Source organism: Afipia carboxidovorans OM5 (assembly GCF_000218565.1).
GTDB classification, from domain to species: domain Bacteria; phylum Pseudomonadota; class Alphaproteobacteria; order Rhizobiales; family Xanthobacteraceae; genus Afipia; species Afipia carboxidovorans.
The window spans coordinates 2,509,176-2,530,028 of the sequence record NC_015684.1 but is presented as its reverse complement, the minus strand read 5'-3'; the positions used below and the strand labels follow the sequence as shown (position 1 = coordinate 2,530,028).

The window sequence follows — 20,853 nt, the reverse complement described above, 5'->3', positions numbered from 1 at the left end:
GGGCGAGTCAAGCCGCGTATCCGCCGGAAATGGCACCGGAAATTTCCGGCGGGAAAGGCGTGACGAACGTCGAACGGTCGGCTATAGAAACCCGCCTGTAGGGGTGTAGCTCAGTTGGTAGAGCATCGGTCTCCAAAACCGAGGGTCGCGGGTTCGAGCCCTGCCGCCCCTGCCAGTTTCCGTTTCCGCCATTCGTTGGTGTGTCTCCACTTGGAGAGCGGATTTGGTTGGCCGGCGGCTGTCCCGCCGATTTGATATCAGCGTTACACGAATCCCTTATGCGGTTCGCCGATTGACTGGCGGACCGGGACACTTTATGACGACTTCAGCTCAACCCATTCCTTCCGGATTTCGCGCGCCTGACGGCATGCGCATCTATGCGGTCGGCGACATCCACGGCCGTGCCGATCTGCTGCAGGAGAAGCTTGCGGCGATCGAGGCGCATCATGCCGCTCACCCCGGCGTGGACGCGTTGCGGGTGTTTGTCGGTGACTACATCGACCGCGGCGCAGATTCGTGCGGTGTCGTCGAGATGCTGATTGAACTTGGCCGCCGGGAGCGCTGCGTCTTCCTGCGCGGCAATCATGAAGCCTATGTGCTGGATTTCCCGCACAACCCGAAGATCATGACGGCGTGGCGCACGCTCGGCGGCATCGAGACGCTGGCCTCCTACGGCATTGCGGCCTCGCCGGAGCCGGACCCCGCAGAATCGCTTGAGCTTGCCAATGCGTTCGAGCGCTCGCTGCCGGAAAGCCACCGCGTGTTCTATCGCGATCTGCTGCTGTCCTATGAGGCGGGCGGCCTTTATTTCGTCCATGCCGGCGTGCGGCCCGGCATTCCGCTTGCGGCACAGTCGGTCGCGGATCGGACCTGGATCAGGCATGAGTTCCTGAACCATGAGGGGCTGTTCGAGAAACTCATTATTCATGGCCACACGCCCGCGACCGAGCCCGAGATTCGGCCGAACCGCATCAATATCGACACCCGGGCCTTTGCCTCCGGCCGCCTGACCTGCATCTGGCTCGAAGGCGGGAATTTCGGCTTTGTTTGAAGAGGCTTGAGACGCCTCAGCCCGCAGCATGGGCGGCTTTGGGCCGAGGAGGGTACCTTGACCTTGCCTCGCGGCCGCAGTAGATAGCTGCGACCTGCTGCCGGCCCGTTTGACGGATATCCGGCGCGGCTTTAACTCCCCGGACAATCGAGCCCGCCTGGCGGCTCTTCCTTCACTTGAGGGTTGGGCGCCGCGAACGGCTGTCCGGAATGCCAAGCATCCGGCCCGACACTTTAACTCATGCGAGTAGGTACACAGACGATGGCGTTCAGCCCTCTCAAATTCCTGCAGGAGGTCAATTCCGAGACCTCCAAGGTGATCTGGCCGACCCGCCGGGAAACCCTCATCACCACCGTGATGGTGTTCGTGCTGGTGATCGTGGCAGCACTGTTCTTTTTCGTGACCGACCAGGTGATCCGGATGCTGATCACCTTCGTCCTCGGTATTCGCTAACGGCGGCGTGGAACTGACATCATGAGCATGCGCTGGTACATCGTTCACGCCTATTCCAATTTTGAGAAGAAGGTTGCGGAGTCGATCCGCGAGCAGGCGAAGCAACGCAATCTTGAAGACCTGTTCGAGCAGGTTCTGGTCCCGACCGAAAAGGTCACCGAGGTGCGCCGAGGCCGCAAGGTCGACACCGAGCGCAAGTTTTTCCCGGGCTACGTTCTCGTGAAGATGGACCTCACCGACGAGGCGTTCCACCTCATCAAGAACACCCCGAAGGTGACGGGCTTCCTCGGCGCCGAAAACAAGCCGATGCCGATTTCGGAAGCCGAGGCGATGCGCATTCTGCATCAGGTGCAGGAAGGCGTAGAGCGTCCGAAGACCTCCGTTTCGTTCGAGGTCGGCGAGAACGTGCGTGTGGCCGATGGCCCGTTCGCTTCGTTCTCTGGCGTGGTCGAGGAAGTGGACGAGGCGCGTTCGCGCGTGAAGGTCGCGGTGTCGATCTTCGGTCGTGCGACTCCGGTCGAGCTGGAATTCGGTCAGGTCGAGAAGGTCTGACCGTCACTGGATGTCATTGCCGGGCTTGACCCGGCAATCCATCTTGTTGATGGATGCGCGGATCAAGTCCGCGCATGACGTTAAGAGGAGGTGGCGAAAGCTGTTTCCTTAAATCCGTGGGAGGTGAAAGGCGGTCGCCAGCCGTCCGGAGCCGAACCACTAACAGGAGTATGATATGGCAAAGAAAGTGACCGGATACCTGAAGTTGCAGGTGCCGGCCGGTGCGGCGAACCCTTCGCCCCCGATCGGTCCCGCGCTTGGTCAGCGCGGCCTCAACATCATGGAGTTCTGCAAGGCGTTCAACGCGCAGACCCAGAAGATCGAGAAGAACACCCCGATTCCGGTGGTCATCACGATTTACGCGGACCGCTCCTTCACCTTCGAGATGAAGACGCCGCCGATGTCCTTCTTCCTCAAGCAGGCCGCCAAGGTGCAGTCCGGCTCGAAGACGCCGGGCCGCGACAGCGCCGGCAAGGTGACGAAGGCGCAGGTGCGCGAAATCGCCGAGAAGAAGATGAAGGATCTCAACTGTGACACCGTCGAAGCGGCCATGAAGATGGTCGAGGGCTCTGCCCGTTCGATGGGTCTGGAAGTGGCAGGGTAAGCGGTCATGGCTGTTGGCAAGAAGCTCGTGAAGGCCCGCGAGGGTATCGACCGCGAAAAGCTTTACGCGATTGCGGACGCGATCAAGCTCGTCAAGGAACGCGCCACGGCGAAGTTCGACGAGACGATCGAAGTTGCGATCAATCTCGGCGTCGACCCGCGTCACGCCGACCAGATGGTGCGTGGCGTCGTCACGCTGCCGAACGGCACCGGCCGCACGCTGCGCGTCGGCGTGTTTGCGCGTGGTGCCAAGGCCGATGAGGCCAAGGCGGCGGGCGCCGATGTCGTCGGTGCTGAAGATCTGGTCGAGATCGTGCAGGGCGGGAAGATCGAGTTCGATCGCTGCATCGCGACTCCGGACATGATGCCGCTCGTCGGTCGCCTCGGTAAGGTGCTCGGCCCGCGTGGCATGATGCCGAACCCGAAGATCGGCACCGTGACCATGGACGTCGCGGGCGCGGTCAAGGGCGCCAAGGGCGGTTCGGTCGAGTTCCGCGTCGAGAAGGCCGGTATCATCCAGGCCGGCGTCGGCAAGGCCTCGTTCTCGGAGGAAAAGCTCGTCGAGAACATCAAGGCGCTCGCCGATGCGGTGGTGAAGGCGAAGCCCGCCGGTGCCAAGGGCACCTATGTCCAGCGCGTGGCCGTGTCGTCGACCATGGGCCCGGGCGTGAAGGTCGAGCCGGGCAGCCTGAACTCCTGATCAGGCAGCTTGAAGTAAATTGCGGGCGGGGCGGATAACATCCGTTCCGCCCTTTGCTTTTTGGAGCTGCTAGCTTTCGGAAGTAGCCCTTAAGTGGTATTATTTGCCTCCAAAAAAAGTTTTGGAAGGCGGGGCTTTTTGGCCCGAAACCTGCTTATCGATCCCAGAATCCCCTTGGCAAAGCTGTCCCGACTCGTTAAGTATCTCTTTCCGGGCGTGCTGGCTGTTGCTGGCGCGTCTGTGCATGCTTTCCAAAACACCCAGCAATAGGAGTCCTTTCCTCGTCGATCAATCCGTTTGGTTTGTTCGATCCGGAAACGAACGATTGTTGGTGCGTCCAGGAAGGCGGCAGAGGCTGCCAATGATGGGTTCGCCCAAGGCGGTGGCTTCGAATCCTGTCCAAGACTGCGGGTGTCTTATCCCTGCTTTTGCAAGGGTTTGACTTAATTTCCTGCACAGACGGGTGAAGACCAGATTTGCATTCCGTCGCGTCATGGCGGCGGGCAGCGGATCGGGTTCGACCTCGACACCTCGAAGGCCCATCGGCGCAAGCCGGATCGGTCCGACGGGAGGGCAGGCTATGAGATGTCGTCCGGCCCGGACGTGTCGAGAGATGTGAGTGTCTCGAGATCTGAGCGGGCAGGACGATCGGTGCAACCCGGCGGCCCTGCTTCCGAGCGAAGGCCGCCAACCGGAAAGAGCTTGCTGTGGAACGAGCGGCAAAAAAAGAGGCGGTCGATGCGCTGAAGGGGACTTTCCAGTCCACGGGCGTTGCGATCGTCGCTCATTATTCCGGCCTCACGGTGGCCCAGATGCAGACTCTGCGTACGCAGATGAAGCAAGCTGGCGCTTCGGTGAAGGTCTCGAAAAACCGTCTCGCCAAAATTGCTCTTGAGGGCACGGATGTTGCCTCCATCGGCTCCCTTCTGAAGGGGCCGACCGTGATCGCCACGTCAAACGATCCGGTGGCAGCACCGAAGATTGCCGTCGAGTTCGCCAAGACGAACGAACAATTCGTCATTCTTGGCGGCGCGATGGGAACGACGGTTCTGAATCCCGACGCGGTGAAGGCGCTTGCCTCGCTGCCGTCGCTCGATGAACTGCGCGCGAAGATCATCGGCCTCCTTGTGGCGCCGGCGACCAAGATCGCTCAGCTCACGAACGCACCCGCGGCGAAGGTCGCGCGCGTGGTTCAGGCCTATGCCTCAAAGGGTGAAGCGGCGTGATGCCATTCTCCATCTCAACTGGTTCGAACTGATACGCTGAAGGAAAACTACAATGGCTGATTTGCAGAAGATCGTGGACGACCTCTCGAGCCTCACCGTGCTCGAGGCTGCCGAGCTCGCGAAGCTCCTCGAAGAAAAGTGGGGCGTGTCCGCTGCCGCTGCCGTGGCGGTTGCTGCCGCTCCGGGTGCTGCTGCTGGCGGTGCTCCGGCTGAAGAGAAGACCGAGTTCCAGGTCGTGCTGGCTGCCGCCGGCGACAAGAAGATCGAGGTCATCAAGGAAGTCCGCGCCATCACCGGCCTGGGCCTCAAGGAAGCCAAGGACCTCGTCGAGGGCGCGCCGAAGCCGCTTAAGGAAGGCGTTGCCAAGGACGAGGCCGAGAAGATCAAGGCTGCCCTCGAGAAGGCGGGCGCCAAGGTTGAGCTCAAGTAATCGCATCAGCGATTGCTTTAAATTCCCGGGCGAGCGTCAGCGAAACCCGGGAATTGCTTCGCCAGAGAAGGTCGGGACCGGAACGCGTCCGGTCATGACGGGAAGGGCGGGGTAAACGGAAATGTGGCGGCCGGGCTTGTCCCGGCCATCACCGTCAGAGCGGGGCCGCAAGGAGCGCCTGACATGGTCGACACAATAAAGTGTAGCGGATCGGGCGACGAGTTCCTCGAAACGCTGCGAAAAGCCACCATATGGGTGGCAGCACGAAAGGGCGTCCCGGCCGGCAAGGCCACGGGACATGGGCGTCGGAGACGAAAGCTATTTCGGGCTGTTCGAGAATTTAGGGTTTGAGTGACGGGCAGACGCGCCAGCGCCTTGCACGTCATTTTGCGTCTTGGGTGCCGCGCATGAGCGCGCAACTCAGGCGATCGATTGAGGTTCAAGCCGGAGGGCGGCCAGGCCGCGCCCGGAGGATGCCGCCGATGAGGCGGCGAAATGAGAGGCCACGATGGCGCAGTCGCAGCAAACGTTCACCGGTCGCAAGCGTGTTCGCAAGTTCTTCGGACATATCAGGGAAGTGGCGGAGATGCCGAACCTCATCGAGGTTCAGAAGGCGTCCTATGACCAATTCCTGATGGTCGAAGAACCCGAAGGCGGGCGGCTGGACGAAGGTCTGCAGGCAGTATTTCGCTCGGTATTTCCGATCAGCGATTTTTCCGGCACCTCGCAGCTCGAGTTCGTGCGCTACGAGTTCGAGCAGCCGAAGTATGACGTCGACGAGTGTCGCCAGCGCGGCATGACCTTTGCCGCGCCGCTCAAGGTGACGCTGCGCCTTATCGTGTTCGATATTGATGAAGAAACCGGCGCGAAGTCGGTGAAGGACATCAAGGAGCAGGACGTCTACATGGGCGATATCCCGCTCATGACGATGAACGGCACCTTCATCGTGAACGGCACCGAGCGCGTCATCGTCTCGCAGATGCACCGTTCGCCGGGCGTGTTCTTCGATCACGACAAGGGCAAGACCCACTCGTCGGGCAAGCTGTTGTTTGCCGCACGCGTGATTCCGTATCGCGGCTCGTGGCTCGACATCGAGTTCGACGCCAAGGACATCGTGTTCGCGCGTATCGATCGTCGCCGCAAGATTCCGGTGACGTCGCTGATGCTCGCGCTCGGGCTCGACGGCGAAGAGATCCTGTCGACCTTCTACAAGAAGATTCAGTACAAGCGCGCCAAGGAAGGCTGGCGCGTGCCGTTCTCGGCCGACCGCTTCCGCGGCTACTCGGCTGCGACCGACCTCATCGATGCCGACTCCGGCAAGGTGGTGCTCGAAGCTGGCAAGAAGCTCACCGTGCGTCAGGCTCGCCAGTTGCAGGAGAAGGGCCTCAAGGCGTTGCGCATGAGCGACGCCGATCTCGTCGGCATGTTCCTCGCCGAGGACCTCGTCAATCTGAAGACTGGTGAGATCTACGCCGAAGCGGGCGAGGAGATTACCGAGAAGTCGCTGAAGGCGCTGATCGAGCAGGGCTACAAGGACCTGCCGATCCTCGACATCGACCACGTCAATGTCGGCCCCTACATCCGTAACACGCTCTCCGCAGACAAGAACGTCACGCGGGAAGACGCGCTGTTCGACATCTACCGCGTGATGCGTCCGGGCGAGCCGCCGACGCTCGAATCCGCGCAGAACATGTTCCAGTCGCTGTTCTTCGATTCCGAGCGCTACGACCTCTCGGCCGTGGGTCGCGTCAAGATGAACATGCGCCTCGAACTCGATGCGCCGGATACGCACCGCACGCTGCGCAAGGAGGACATCCTCGCCGTCATCAAGACGCTGGTGGACCTGCGCGATGGCAAGGGCGAGATCGACGACATCGACCATCTCGGCAACCGCCGTGTGCGTTCGGTCGGCGAACTGATGGAAAATCAGTATCGCGTCGGCTTGCTGCGCATGGAGCGCGCCATCAAGGAGCGCATGTCGAGCGTCGATATCGACACCGTGATGCCGCAGGACCTGATCAACGCGAAGCCTGCCGCTGCCGCGGTGCGTGAGTTCTTCGGCTCCTCGCAGCTTTCGCAGTTCATGGACCAGACCAACCCGCTCTCCGAGATCACCCACAAGCGCCGCCTCTCGGCGCTTGGACCGGGCGGCCTCACCCGCGAGCGCGCTGGATTTGAAGTCCGCGACGTGCATCCGACGCACTATGGCCGTATCTGCCCGATTGAGACGCCGGAAGGTCCGAACATCGGCCTCATCAATTCGCTCGCAACCTTTGCGCGCGTGAACAAGTACGGTTTCGTCGAGACGCCTTATCGCAAGGTCAAGGACGGCCGCGTCACCGACGAGGTCGTGTACCTCTCGGCGATGGAAGAGGGCCGCTACCGTGTCGCACAGGCGAACGTGCCGCTCGATAACCGTGGCCGCTTCACGGAAGACCTCGTGGTCTGCCGTCATGCGGGCGAAGTGATCCAGCTCACGCCGGATCGCGTCGACTACATGGACGTGTCGCCGAAGCAGCTCGTCTCGGTCGCCGCGGCGCTGATCCCGTTCCTCGAGAACGACGACGCCAACCGCGCGCTGATGGGCTCGAACATGCAGCGTCAGGCCGTGCCGCTGGTGCGCGCTGAAGCGCCGTTCGTCGGCACCGGCATGGAAGGTGTGGTGGCGCGTGACTCGGGTGCTGCGATCGCGGCACGCCGTTCGGGCGTGATCGACCAGATCGACGCAACCCGTATCGTTATCCGTGCGACCGAAGATCTCGATCCGACCAAGTCGGGCGTCGACATCTATCGCCTGATGAAGTTCCAGCGTTCCAACCAGTCGACCTGCATCAACCAGCGTCCGCTGGTGAAGGTCGGCGATGTGGTGAAGAAGGGCGACATCATCGCTGACGGTCCGTCGACCGATCTCGGTGAACTCGCGCTCGGTCGCAACGTGCTCGTCGCGTTCATGCCGTGGAATGGCTACAACTTCGAAGACTCGATCCTGCTCTCCGAGCGGATCGTGAAGGACGACGTGTTCACCTCCATCCATATCGAGGAATTCGAGGTGATGGCGCGTGACACCAAGCTCGGCCCCGAAGAAATCACCCGCGATATTCCGAACGTTTCGGAAGAAGCGCTGAAGAACCTCGACGAAGCCGGCATCGTCTACATCGGTGCGGAAGTTCGCGCCGGCGACATCCTGGTCGGCAAGATCACGCCGAAGGGCGAAAGCCCGATGACGCCGGAAGAGAAACTGCTCCGCGCGATCTTCGGTGAAAAGGCCTCCGACGTGCGTGATACTTCGCTCCGCGTGCCCCCGGGTGTGCAGGGCACCATCGTCGAAGTGCGCGTGTTCAACCGTCACGGCGTCGACAAGGACGAGCGTGCGCTCGCGATCGAACGCGAGGAAATCGAACGCCTCGCCAAGGACCGCGACGACGAGCAGGCGATCCTCGACCGCAACGTCTACGGCCGTCTCGCTGATCTTCTCGAAAACCGTCAGGGCATTGCTGGGCCGAAGGGCTTCAAGAAGGACACCAAGATCACCCGTGCGGTGCTCGATGAGTATCCGCGGTCGCAGTGGTGGGCATTCGCTTCGCCGAACGACAAGCTGATGGCCGAGATCGAGGCCATGCGGAAGCAATACGACGAGTCGAAGAAGGGCCTTGAGCAGCGCTTCCTCGACAAGGTTGAGAAGCTGCAGCGTGGCGATGAACTGCCTCCGGGCGTGATGAAGATGGTCAAGGTCTTCGTCGCGGTGAAGCGCAAGATCCAGCCGGGCGACAAGATGGCCGGCCGCCACGGCAACAAGGGCGTGGTGTCGAAGATCGTGCCGATCGAGGACATGCCGTTCCTGGAAGACGGAACGCATGCCGACATCGTGCTGAACCCGCTCGGTGTGCCGTCCCGCATGAACGTCGGCCAGATTCTGGAGACGCATCTCGGCTGGGCGTGTGCCGGTCTCGGCAAGCGAATCGGCCAGGCGGTCGATGCTTATCTCGCCAAGGGTGACGGCAAGTCCGACACCAAGGCGCTGAAGAGCACCCTGAAGGAGGTCTACGGCGACGACGAAGTCGTCAAGTCGCTCAACGACAACGAACTCCTTGAACTCGGCCGGAACCTGAAGCCGGGCGTGCCGATTGCCACTCCGGTGTTTGACGGTGCCAAGGAAGGCGACATCGAGCAGATGCTGGAACTCGCAGGCGTCGACAAGTCGGGCCAGTCGGTCGTCTATGACGGCCGCACCGGCGACCGCTTCGATCGCAAGGTGACGGTGGGCTACATCTACATGCTTAAGCTGCACCACCTCGTGGACGACAAGATCCACGCGCGTTCGATCGGTCCGTACTCGCTCGTTACCCAGCAGCCGTTGGGCGGCAAGGCGCAGTTCGGCGGCCAGCGCTTCGGCGAAATGGAAGTGTGGGCGCTCGAGGCTTACGGCGCGGCCTACACGCTGCAGGAAATGCTGACCGTGAAGTCGGACGACGTCGCGGGCCGCACCAAGGTGTACGAGGCCATCGTGCGTGGCGACGACACCTTCGAGGCGGGCATTCCCGAAAGCTTCAACGTGCTGGTCAAGGAAATGCGCTCGCTCGGCCTCAATGTCGACCTGCACAATTCCAAGATGGGTCCGGCACCGTCCGAGGCGGCCGAGTAACGGAAATTATCTGCTCGGCCGCGAGGCCGGGCATTCGCGCCTCCTGTCACGGGATGCGAGGCGCGTGAACTGACGAGACATTCTCGAATTCGCTGCCGGTGACGATCGGCATGCAAGGAGAAGACGATGAACCAAGAGATTATGAATCTTTTCAATCCGACGACGCCGGCCCAGGTCTTCGACCAGATCCGGATTTCGATCGCGTCGCCGGAGAAGATTCTGTCGTGGTCCTACGGCGAAATCAAAAAGCCGGAGACGATCAACTACCGTACGTTCAAGCCGGAGCGTGACGGTCTGTTCTGCGCCCGCATCTTCGGGCCGATCAAGGACTATGAGTGCTTGTGCGGCAAGTACAAGCGTATGAAGTACAAGGGCATCATCTGCGAAAAGTGCTCGGTTGAAGTGACGCTGTCGCGCGTTCGGCGCGAGCGCATGGGTCACATCGAGCTCGCGGCGCCGGTTGCGCACATCTGGTTCCTGAAGTCGTTGCCGAGCCGCATCGGCCTTCTGCTCGACATGACGCTGAAGGATCTCGAGCGCATCCTGTACTTCGAATATTACGTCGTGCTGGAGCCGGGCCTCACCGCGCTCAAGGACCGTCAGTTGCTCTCGGAAGAAGAGTATCTGAAGGCGCAGGACGAGTACGGCCAGGATTCGTTCACGGCGATGATCGGTGCGGAAGCGATCCGCGAGTTGCTGCGGGGTCTCGACCTCGAGAAGCTCGAGGCGCAGCTGCGCGCCGACATGGCGGAGACGGACTCCGACATCAAGCACAAGAAGTTCGCCAAGCGTCTGAAGATCGTCGAGGCCTTCCGCAATTCGGGCAACAAACCCGAGTGGATGATCATGACGGTTGTGCCGGTGATTCCGCCGGATCTGCGTCCGCTGGTGCCGCTCGATGGCGGCCGCTTTGCGACCTCCGACCTCAACGATCTGTACCGTCGCGTCATCAACCGCAACAACCGCTTGAAGCGGCTGATGGAGTTGCGCGCGCCGGACATTATCATCCGTAACGAAAAGCGCATGCTGCAGGAAGCTGTGGACGCGCTGTTCGACAACGGCCGCCGCGGCCGCGTCATCACCGGCGCCAACAAGCGTCCGCTGAAGTCGCTCGCCGACATGCTCAAGGGCAAGCAGGGCCGCTTTCGCCAGAACCTCTTGGGCAAGCGTGTCGACTACTCCGGCCGTTCGGTCATCGTGGTCGGTCCCGAACTGAAGCTGCATCAGTGCGGCCTGCCGAAGAAGATGGCGCTCGAACTGTTCAAGCCGTTCATCTATTCGCGGCTCGACGCCAAGGGGCTGTCCACCACCGTGAAGCAGGCGAAGAAGCTTGTCGAGAAGGAGCGTCCCGAGGTTTGGGATATCCTTGATGAGGTGATCCGCGAGCATCCGGTGCTGCTGAACCGCGCGCCGACGCTGCATCGTCTCGGCATTCAGGCGTTCGAGCCGACGCTGATCGAGGGTAAGGCGATCCAGCTTCACCCGCTGGTCTGCGCCGCGTTCAACGCCGACTTCGACGGCGACCAGATGGCCGTGCACGTTCCGCTGTCGCTCGAAGCGCAGTTGGAAGCGCGCGTCCTGATGATGTCGACCAACAACATCCTGCATCCGGCGAACGGTCAGCCGATCATTGTGCCGTCGCAGGACATCGTGCTTGGTCTTTATTATCTCTCGATCATGCGCGAAGGCCTCGCGGGCGAGGGCAAGGTCTACGGTGAGATGGCCGAGATCGAGCACGCGCTCTACTCGAAGGTCATCCACCTCCACACCAAGATCAAGTATCGCTGGCACGGAGTGGGCGAGGACGGCAAGCCGGTGACGAAGTGGTATGAGACCACGGCCGGCCGCGTCATGCTTGGTCAGGTTCTGCCGAACCATCCGAAGATTCCGTTTGACGCCATCAACAAGCTGATGACCAAGCGCGAAATCTCGGGCGTGATCGATCAGGTCTACCGCCACTGCGGTCAGAAGGAGACGGTGATCTTCTGCGACCGGATCATGGCGCTCGGCTTCCACAACGCTTTCAAGGCGGGCATTTCGTTCGGCAAGGACGACATGGTCGTGCCGCAGGGCAAGTGGAAGGTGGTCGACGATACCCGCTCGATGGCGAAGGAGTTCGAGCAGCAGTACAACGACGGCCTGATTACGCAGGGCGAGAAGTACAACAAGGTGGTCGACGCCTGGTCCAAGGCGACCGAGAAGATCGCTGACGAGATGATGAAGGAAATCTCGTCCGTGAAGAAGACCACCAAGGGCAACGAAGCGCAGATCAACTCGATCTACATGATGGCCCACTCCGGTGCGCGTGGTTCGCCGGCGCAGATGCGCCAGCTGGCCGGTATGCGCGGCCTGATGGCCAAGCCCTCGGGCGAGATCATCGAAACGCCGATCATCTCGAACTTCAAGGAAGGCCTGTCGGTTCTCGAATACTTCAACTCCACCCACGGCGCCCGTAAAGGCCTTGCGGATACCGCGTTGAAGACTGCGAACTCGGGCTATCTCACCCGCCGTCTCGTCGACGTTGCGCAGGACTGCATCATCAATGCATCCGACTGCGGCACCAACCTCGGCATCAAGATGCGGGCGATCGTCGATGCGGGCACCGTTGTGGCTTCGCTTGGCTCGCGCATCCTCGGCCGCACCGCGTGCGAGGACATTCGTGAGCCGTCGACCAACAACGTAATCGTCCCGCGCGGCACGTTGATGGAAGAGAGCCATGTCGATGCGATTCAGCGCGCCGGCGTGCAGGAGGTGAAGATCCGTTCCGCGCTCACCTGTGAGCTCGTCAACGGCATCTGCGCCATGTGCTACGGGCGCGATCTTGCTCGCGGCACCCCGGTCAACCACGGCGAGGCTGTCGGCGTTATTGCCGCGCAGTCGATCGGCGAGCCGGGCACGCAGCTCACCATGCGCACGTTCCACATCGGTGGTGCGGCGCAGATCAACGAGCAGTCGTTCGTGGAGTCGAACTTCGACGGCAAGGTAACGATCCGCAACCGCGGCATCGCCACCAACTCGGAAGGCGCCAGCGTCGCGATGGTCCGCAACATGGTTGTTGCGATCGTCGATGCCGACGGCACCGAGCGCGTCACGCACCGCGTCCAGTACGGTGCGCGCATGCGCGTCGACGAAGGCGATACCATCAAGCGTGGCCAGCGCATCGCGGAGTGGGACCCCTATACGCGCCCGATCCTCACCGAGGTCGAGGGCACGATTGGGTTCGAGGACCTTGTCGAAGGTCAGTCGATCTCCGAGACGCTCGACGAGTCGACGGGTATCGCCAAGCGCGTGGTCATCGACTGGCGCTCGACCGGCCGTGGCGCGGACCTGCGTCCGGCGATCGTGGTCAAGGGCAAGGATGGCAAGGTGCTGAAGCTGCAGCGTGGCGGCGATGCACGCTACATGCTCTCCGTCGATGCCATTCTGTCGGTGGACATCGGAAGCCAGGTGAAGCCGGGCGACATTCTTGCGCGTATCTCGACCGAGAGCGCCAAGACGCGCGACATCACGGGCGGTCTGCCGCGCGTGGCCGAATTGTTCGAGGCTCGTCGGCCGAAGGACGCCGCGATCATCGCGGAGACGGCCGGCACCATCCGCTTCGGACGGGACTACAAGAACAAGCGCCGCATCTCGATCGAGCCGACCGACAAGACCGAGGAGCCGCGCGAGTATCTGATCCCGAAAGGCAAGCACATCCATCTGCAGGATGGCGATATCGTCGAGAAGGGCGACTTCATTGTCGAAGGCAACCCGGCACCGCACGATATTCTCGCGATCAAGGGCATCGAGGAGCTTGCGGCCTATCTCGTCAACGAGATTCAGGAGGTTTATCGCCTCCAGGGCGTGCTCATCAACGACAAGCACATCGAGGTGATTGTCCGTCAGATGCTGCAGAAGGTGGAGGTCACCGACCAGGGTGATACCGACATGATCTCGGGCGAGCAGGTCGACAAGATCGAGTTCGACCAGAACAACGACAAGGCGAAGGAAGAGGGCAAGAAGCCCGCGACCGGAACCCCGGTGCTGCTCGGCATTACCAAGGCGTCGTTGCAGACCCGGTCGTTCTTCTCGGCCGCCTCCTTCCAGGAGACGACGCGCGTCCTCACCGAAGCCGCCGTCAACGGCAAGGTGGACCCGCTCGAAGGCCTCAAGGAGAACGTCATCGTCGGCCGTCTGATCCCGGCCGGTACCGGCGCCTCGATGGCCAAGATCCGCGAAGTCGCCATGAAGCGCGACAAGCTGATCCAGGACGAGCGCGAAAAGCAGGCGGCGATTACGCCGGCTGCGCCGGAAGCCGAACCGCTGGCGCTTCCGCCGGCCGAATAAAACGGCACTCCGATCTGAAAAGGCCGCCCCTTGGGGCGGCCTTTTTCTTTGCTGGGTTGAGGTGGTGAATGGCCGAGGAGCGCTTTGTCTTGGGCCTTTTCCGTGGGCGTGGGATAGGGTGCCCCCTACATGGTTGCTCCGATTCCTCCCCGAAAGCAGGTCGGCCTCCTTGGCTGCGAAGCTCCGGCGGAGCGAGGGGTTGGGGAAATATATTTTCGAGGTTTCGGGGCGGTTTTGAGGGGCAGGTGAGTTTTGTTCATCTGCCTTTCATGGGAAAGAGGCTTTGAATACTTTGGCATTAGGCCGAACATCCGGCCGGCCGGGGGACGGGGCAAGCAGCTAGAACAATGATCAATCTCGCGATTATCGGGGGCGGGCCTGGCGGTCTCATGTCGGCCTGGTACCTCAGGAAGAAGCTTGGCCCGCTGTGCCGGGTTTCGATCTATGAGGCCTCGAACCGCCTCGGCGGAAAGGTCCAGACGGAACGGTTCGACTCATCCCCTGCGATCTATGAGGCGGGGGTCGCCGAGATTTACGACTACTCGATGACGGGCCCCGATCCGCTGCGCGAACTGATCCAGCATTTCGGGCTGCAGACCGTGCCGATGGATGCGATGCAGGTGCAGCTCGACGGCGAGCTGCTCGACGACATTCCGGGCATGCGCCGCAAATACGGCCCGCAGACTGCGAATGCGATCGCGAACTTCCGCAAGCGTTGCGCCGAGCTCGTTTCGCCGATCGAATATTACGAAGGCGTCGGCGCTCACGACAACGAACACCCCTGGGCGTTCAAGAGCGCCGAGGAAGTGCTGGACGAGGAGGTTTCCGACCCCGTCGCCAAGCGCTTCATCAAGGTGATGGCGCGCTCCGATATCGCGACCGAGAGTCACAACACCAATGGCCTCAACGCGCTGAAAAACTACGTGATGGATATCGATGGCTATATCGGGCTGTACTCGATCCAGAACGGCAACGAGCAGTTGATCCATAGCCTGCGTTCGGAGATCGATGCCGAGATCCATCTCAATCATCGCGTGCTCAAGGTCGGCAAGGCCGATTCCGGCAAGTACGCGCTCGAGATGATGAACGGCAAGGCACCGGTGACGAAGGAGTTCGATCTCGTCCTGATGTGCCTGCCGCATTCCTGGCTCGCGACGATGCGCTGGGACGGCGAGTTGCTGCGTCACTCGATGGTGCGCCACGTCGCATACTTCGACCGGCCGGCGCATTATCTGCGGGTGTCGATCCTGTTCGACGAGCCGTTCTGGGGCGAGAAGATTCCGGGCGCCTGGTGGATGTCGGAAGCATTCGGTGGCTGCTGCGTCTATGTCGAGGGCGCACGCCACGACGTTGGCCGCAATGGCGTTCTGAACTGGCTGATCGCGGGCTCCGATGCGCTCGCCTTTGCGAATCTCTCCGACGAAGAGCTGATCGATGCGGCACTGAAGTCGCTGCCGGCCTCGTTCGGAAAGGCCAAGCCGCATTTCCTCGAAGGCAAGATTCACCGCTGGCTGTCGGCCGTGAACGCGATTCCCGGCGGATTGCCAGTGCGCGATGTCATGACCAACCATCGTCCCGAGCCGAAAGAGCATCCGGGCTTTGTGGTGGTTGGCGACTACCTGTTCGATTCGACGCTGAACGGGCTTCTCGATTCCTCGGACGCGGCGACCGACATCATCACCACCCAGATGATCAAGCTGCGCTACGAGCGCGGCGAGACCGGCAACAAGCCGAGCACCAAGATCGATCGCGGCTATTTCGAAAACTATCGCAACCTCGGCCCCTATCGCGAGGTATGGCAGAAGTTCACCGATCCCGATTATCTGATGGAGACGATCCGGATCGTCTGGGGCGTGAAGAAGGGCTATCGCCTGCTGGTTGCGGGCTCGGCGAGCGGCGAGCTTGTCGGTGCGCTGCGCGAGCGTGGCATCGACGCCTGGGGGGTCGAGAACAACCGCTACATTCACGGCCGGACGCCGAAGGCCCTGCGCAAATACAACAAGCTTGGCTCCGTCACGAAGCTGCCGTTCAAGGCGAATGCCTTCGATTTCGTGTTCGAGACGAGCCTGTGCCATCTCTCGGACAAGCAGGTGCTCAAGGGTGTCCGCGAGATCAATCGCGTGGTGAAGACGGGATTCGTGTTCGGCTCGGTCACGAGCGACATGGCGCCGGGTTTGATCGACCAGTACGACCTTCTGCGCGGCGTGAAGAAGCTTGGAACGTGGTGGGAGTGGTCCGAACTGTTCTTCGGCAACGGGTTCGATCTTGCCGCCCATCGCGAGGACCGCACCGACGAGGTCTGGGACGCGACACTCAAGGCGGGCAAGGGGCCGGGCGATTGGTATGCCGACGCCGACTCCTTACGCTATTCCTTCTTCGACAAGGTTGAGGACGATTGATCGCGTCGCATGGCCGCGCATGACGGTGGCTAGGATGGCGGGCGTTCTCCCGCTATCAATGCCGGAACCGCGCAAGCCGAAACCGCGTATCTGGACAGCCCTCTGATGTCTCCAAAGCCGGACAGCACTGACCCGGTCTCCGCCGCAGACAAGCTTCCCGGCGCGAGCGCGGACGATATTGCCGCTGCGGCTGAGCATTCCGAACCGATTCCGGAGCCGATTGAAGTCGATCTCGACGACGATGACGACGAGGACCTCGTCGCCTTCACCGCGAGCGAGGCGGCGGGTGCGTTCGTCACCATCTATCGCTTCACCTGGCCGTTGATGCGCAACTACAAGCGCTGGATCACCTTCGTTGGTATAGGGCTGTTTGTGGAGACGCTGTTCAACGTCATCATGCCGCTCAGCCTGAAGTATCTGATCGATGATGCGCTCGGCGAAGAGGACTTTCACGCGCTCTACGTTATTCTCTTCGTGCTCGCGGTTGCGGGCATCGTGACGTCGATTGTCGCGGTCTGGTACGAGCTGTGGGATGCGCGCCTTTCCGCCGCAGTGATCTCGGACGTCCGGACCCGTCTTTTCGATCACTTGCAGAGCCTGCCAGCCTCCTATTTCGGCCGAACTAAACGTGGCGAAATTCTGTCCCGCTTCTCGGTGGACATGGCGGGTTATGAAAGCTCGGTCAAATCCTTCGCCAACAGTGCATTGCTGCCGTTGCTCGAACTCATCGCCGGCATTGGACTGATGATCTGGCTGAACTGGCAGCTTGCGGTCGTAGCGCTGCTGATTTTCCCGATGACGCTGATCGGTCCGCGCATTCTCACGCCGAAGGCGGTGCAGGCGAACTACGACCAGAAGGTCAACGAGGCCGCGATCCTCGGCGTGGTGCAGGAAAACATCGCGACACAACTCGTGGTGAAGGCATTCGGCCTGCAGCGCAAGGCGCTCGGCTGGTTCACCTTCCGTAACCTCAACGCCCGCCGCTCGATTGCCGATGCGACGTTCCTGTCCTCGATGGTGGAGCGCACGGTTACGGTCTCGGTGCTGCTGCTGCACCTCGTCGTGCTCGGCATCGGCGCCTATCTCGCGACCAAGGGCCAGATCACGGTCGGCACGTTCGTCACGTTCGAGAGCGCGTTCTGGGAGATTTCCTACAATATCGCGCATTTGATGCACTTCATCCCGCTCGCGATCTCCTCGGCCGCCTCGGTGCAGCACATGCAGGAAATGCTCGACGAGCCGGTGCGGGGTGCTGATCGCCCCGGTGCGCCCGATATGCCGCCGGTTGCGAATGACATCACCTTCGACCGCGTCAGCTTCCATTACGAGGGCAGCGACACCAACGTGATCGAACACCTCACGCTGAAGCTCCAGGCGGGCAAGAGCATCGCCATTGTCGGGCCAAGCGGTTCAGGCAAGAGCACGCTTCTCAACCTCATCCTGCGCCTCTACGAGCCGACGGAGGGCCGTGTCACGATCGACGGCGTCGACGCCCGCAAGGTGACGCGCGATTCGCTGCGCAGCCATATGGCAGTGGTGTTCCAGGAAAACATGCTGTTCAACATGTCGATCCGCGAGAACATCCGGCTTGGCAAGCAGGACGCGACCGATGCCGAAGTCGAGGCGGCGGCCAGAAAAGCCGAGATCCACCGCCACATCATGACGCTGCCGGAACGCTACGACACGCTTGTCGGCGAGCGTGGCGACACGCTGTCGGGCGGCCAGCGCCAGCGCATCGCGATCGCTCGCGCCATGGTGCGAAATCCCTCGGTGCTGCTGCTCGACGAGGCGACCTCGGCGCTCGACCAGACTACGGAGGCCGCAATCAACCACACGCTCCTCAAGGTCGCGCAGGGCCGCACCATGATCTGGTCGACCCATCGCCTGACGTCGGTGGTGGAGATGGACGAGATCATCGTGATGAGCGAGGGCCGGGTGGTCGAGCGTGGCTCGCATCTGGAGTTGATCGCAGGCAACGGCCTCTATCGTCATCTCTGGGACGACCAGATGCATCAGCCGCATCGTGATGAGAGCGATGAAGGCGAAGACGATGATGATGACGAGGATGACGATGAGTGATCCGATCTCATCAGTGGGAGAGACGGAGCCTGCCATGACCGGCCATTCTCGGGTCGCCGCTCTTGTGGCTGCCTACAACGCGGAACGAACGATCCGGGAGGCGATCGATCCTCTGCTTGCGGCGAAGCCGGGTTGTCAGGTTTATGTAGTTGACGATTGCAGTCGTATTCCGGTCAGCGAATATCTTCAAAACACGGATGGCCGCATCACAGTGATCCGGCTTGAGAAGAATGCCGGACCGGCTGCGGCGCGCAATGCTGCGCTGATCAAAATTCTCGCCGCCGGTTTCGATTATGTCGCAATTGCCGACGCGGACGATATTTCAAAGCCGGATCGCATCGCAAAGCAGGTGGCCTTCATGGACGCGAACCCCAAAGTGGGGGCTTGCGGAACATGGACGCGCCATTTCTACGACGACATAGCTGACTCGACCTTTATCAATCGCCGTTCCGGCGATCCGCGTGCGGTCCGCAGACTCATGTTCTTTAACATGGGCGTTTCGCATGCGAGCGCCATGATCCGGTGCGAGGCCTTGCGACGCGCAGGTCTCTATTCACAGGATTATCCGGCTGCTGAAGACTACGATTTGTTTCGTCGGATCGGTCAGCGCTATGAGCTTGCGAATGTCGAAGAGTGCCTGCTGAACTACCGCATCTCGCCGGGCGGACAGTCGATGACGCGCCGACGGCAGCAATTGTATGATCGACTACGGATTCAGCTGCGATATTTCGAAGCTGGAGCCTGGCAGGCGTGGGTAGGGATAGCGCGGACGCTCGTCACGTTGCTGATGCCGAGCGGTTTGTTTCAGACCATCAGATCGGGATTGCGCGCAAGAGGCGGTGGCAGCTAACGCCTGTGAGGGAGTCGCTTCTGTTGGGTGTCGAGGTCGTGTGCGATTTAAATCGTAAGCGAATTGCACGTCAGCTGTGAAGCCGTGCAGCGGTTTTAAACCTGTGTCCAGCGATCACGGTGCCCCAGACCAGGCCGACCAGCAGGAAATAATGACGCCAGTGGTCTGTATCGATGATGAAGCTTTCGCCTAGGGTGACAAGGAAAGTCGCAAATACCGCGATATAGATTGATCGCCACGGTGTGCGCACGAACAATCCGCGAATGGCATAAATCAGAGTGGTGAAAAAAAGCGCCGGGTAAACGACGCCGCTGAGCCAGCCGCCCGACATGAAGGCGTTCAGGAACGAGTTGTGCGTGTCCTCGGGAAAGAACTTGTGAAACTGCAGCGGCCCGATCCCGAATGGGTAGTCGAGCGTCATGACCGCACCGAGAATGTGGCGTCCGAACCGGCCATATCGGCCGCTGTCGTAAGGTTGACTGAGGCTTGCACGTTCACTGAACAAATCAGCTGTCGAGCTGAATGACAGCATGATGAAAATCGCCAGGGCAGCCAGTGCCACGGCGGTGAGAACCAGCATGACGATCTTCACGCGCCGCTTGCGGGTCGTTGCCGTAAGATACATCAGTGTCGTCGTAATAATGCTGGCCGCAACAAAAATTGCCCAGGCGCCGCGCGAGAATGCAAGAAAGATCGCCATACAGATGATGCAAAGAGCAAACGTATTGCGGGCCGCCTTCCAGAACGGCGACTCGATGATCTGGCATATACAATAGATGGCCGGATACACCAGAAATGCGCCGAGCACGTTCGGGTCCTTGAATGTGCCGCGTGCACGAGAGGCGAAGGTGAGAAGGTCGGTGACGCCGGGAATGACTTGGAAATAACCGGCAATGCCTGCAAGAGACGCGATGACGGCACCGATGACATAACCGCGGCTTAATGCGTCGAGGCGCTCTTTTGTATCCTCGAGCATCACGACGGCAAAGAAGATTGCCGTGAGTGCCATGTAACAGGACGTGAGAATCCAGAAGATGATGGCCTGCTGGTCCATCAGCTTGATAGCACTGATCGCATAACCGGCATTCAGAACGATCAGCAATACGGTTGGCACGAGAAGTGGCGGCGCAAATTTCAAACCGGTGGCGACGAAGAAGATTATCGCCAAAAGGACCATGACCTCATAGGGGCTCGGCTCGATGAAGACGATCGAACTGCTGATGCCGATCAGCCAAAGCATGCGCCGCTGCCATACGCGGATGATAGGACGCTCGATGTCTATGGTGAAGCTGGGAGGGGTTGCGGTGGTTAGGCTCATGGTCGCATCAGCCACCGTCGCTGGATTTTGGAATGACTTTCAGCATGGCGCCGATCGCGCGCGGAGGTATGCGCCAGATTCTTGTAGGCAAGCACCGCTTTAACCTTGCTCGACTAAATCTAGGCAGGCGCCATTAACGACTGGTTAAACTTGTGGTGAGCGAACTGCGGCCGGCATGCTCTTATGTCGCAACTGCTGTTAATTCATTTTAAGAAAACGAAACT

Annotated in this window: 13 protein-coding genes and 1 tRNA gene; 13 read left to right on the top strand and 1 reads right to left on the bottom strand. The window is 60.9% G+C overall.

Annotated elements, in window-relative coordinates; genetic code table 11:
• Positions 1-99: 99 nt before the first annotated feature.
• The 13 genes from OCA5_RS11805 to OCA5_RS11745 all read left to right on the top strand — a co-directional run bounded on the left by OCA5_RS11805 (position 100) and on the right by OCA5_RS11745 (position 19,311).
• A tRNA-Trp gene (locus tag OCA5_RS11805) sits at positions 100-175 on the top strand.
• Positions 176-316: 141 nt separating this feature from the next.
• On the top strand, positions 317-1,051 hold the full coding sequence (locus OCA5_RS11800) for a metallophosphoesterase family protein (RefSeq protein ID WP_012562812.1): 735 nt from the start codon (positions 317-319) through the stop codon (positions 1,049-1,051).
• Between the two features lie 261 nt (positions 1,052-1,312).
• Positions 1,313-1,504 (top strand): preprotein translocase subunit SecE, encoded by a 192-nt coding sequence (gene secE / locus OCA5_RS11795; protein WP_012562813.1) that lies wholly within the window; start codon positions 1,313-1,315, stop codon positions 1,502-1,504.
• A 21-nt stretch (positions 1,505-1,525) separates the two neighbouring features.
• Positions 1,526-2,056, top strand: coding sequence for a transcription termination/antitermination protein NusG (gene nusG / locus OCA5_RS11790; protein WP_012562814.1), 531 nt, complete (start codon positions 1,526-1,528; stop codon positions 2,054-2,056).
• A 175-nt stretch (positions 2,057-2,231) separates the two neighbouring features.
• A complete protein-coding gene (gene rplK / locus OCA5_RS11785) occupies positions 2,232-2,660 on the top strand; it encodes a 50S ribosomal protein L11 (protein ID WP_012562816.1) in 429 nt (142 codons plus the stop codon).
• A 6-nt stretch (positions 2,661-2,666) separates the two neighbouring features.
• A complete protein-coding gene (gene rplA, locus OCA5_RS11780) occupies positions 2,667-3,359 on the top strand; it encodes a 50S ribosomal protein L1 (protein ID WP_012562817.1) in 693 nt (230 codons plus the stop codon).
• A gap of 707 nt (positions 3,360-4,066) precedes the next feature.
• Positions 4,067-4,585, top strand: a complete 519-nt coding sequence (rplJ, locus tag OCA5_RS11775; protein ID WP_012562818.1) for a 50S ribosomal protein L10 — start codon at positions 4,067-4,069, stop codon at positions 4,583-4,585.
• A gap of 52 nt (positions 4,586-4,637) precedes the next feature.
• Positions 4,638-5,015, top strand: coding sequence for a 50S ribosomal protein L7/L12 (rplL, locus tag OCA5_RS11770; protein ID WP_012562819.1), 378 nt, complete (start codon positions 4,638-4,640; stop codon positions 5,013-5,015).
• Between the two features lie 508 nt (positions 5,016-5,523).
• The gene (gene rpoB, locus OCA5_RS11765) at positions 5,524-9,657 is read left to right on the top strand and encodes a DNA-directed RNA polymerase subunit beta (RefSeq protein ID WP_012562820.1); all 4,134 of its coding nucleotides are present in this window, start codon (positions 5,524-5,526) and stop codon (positions 9,655-9,657) included.
• Positions 9,658-9,783: 126 nt separating this feature from the next.
• Positions 9,784-13,983: a DNA-directed RNA polymerase subunit beta' gene (gene rpoC, locus OCA5_RS11760; protein ID WP_012562822.1), complete on the top strand. Its 4,200-nt coding sequence runs from the start codon at positions 9,784-9,786 to the stop codon at positions 13,981-13,983.
• A gap of 347 nt (positions 13,984-14,330) precedes the next feature.
• Complete coding sequence (locus tag OCA5_RS11755; protein ID WP_012562823.1) at positions 14,331-16,382, top strand: FAD-dependent oxidoreductase; 2,052 nt, start codon at positions 14,331-14,333, stop codon at positions 16,380-16,382.
• Positions 16,383-16,487: 105 nt separating this feature from the next.
• Positions 16,488-18,461 carry an ABC transporter ATP-binding protein gene (locus OCA5_RS11750; RefSeq protein ID WP_012562824.1) on the top strand — a complete coding sequence of 658 codons (1,974 nt, stop codon included), beginning with the start codon at positions 16,488-16,490 and terminating at the stop codon, positions 18,459-18,461.
• A 34-nt stretch (positions 18,462-18,495) separates the two neighbouring features.
• Positions 18,496-19,311 carry a glycosyltransferase family 2 protein gene (locus OCA5_RS11745; protein ID WP_012562825.1) on the top strand — a complete coding sequence of 272 codons (816 nt, stop codon included), beginning with the start codon at positions 18,496-18,498 and terminating at the stop codon, positions 19,309-19,311.
• Positions 19,312-19,381: 70 nt separating this feature from the next.
• Here the strand turns inward: OCA5_RS11745 and OCA5_RS11740 are convergent, their stop codons facing one another.
• Positions 19,382-20,629, bottom strand: a complete 1,248-nt coding sequence (locus OCA5_RS11740; RefSeq protein ID WP_013913203.1) for an O-antigen ligase family protein — start codon at positions 20,627-20,629, stop codon at positions 19,382-19,384.
• Positions 20,630-20,853 lie beyond the last annotated feature (224 nt).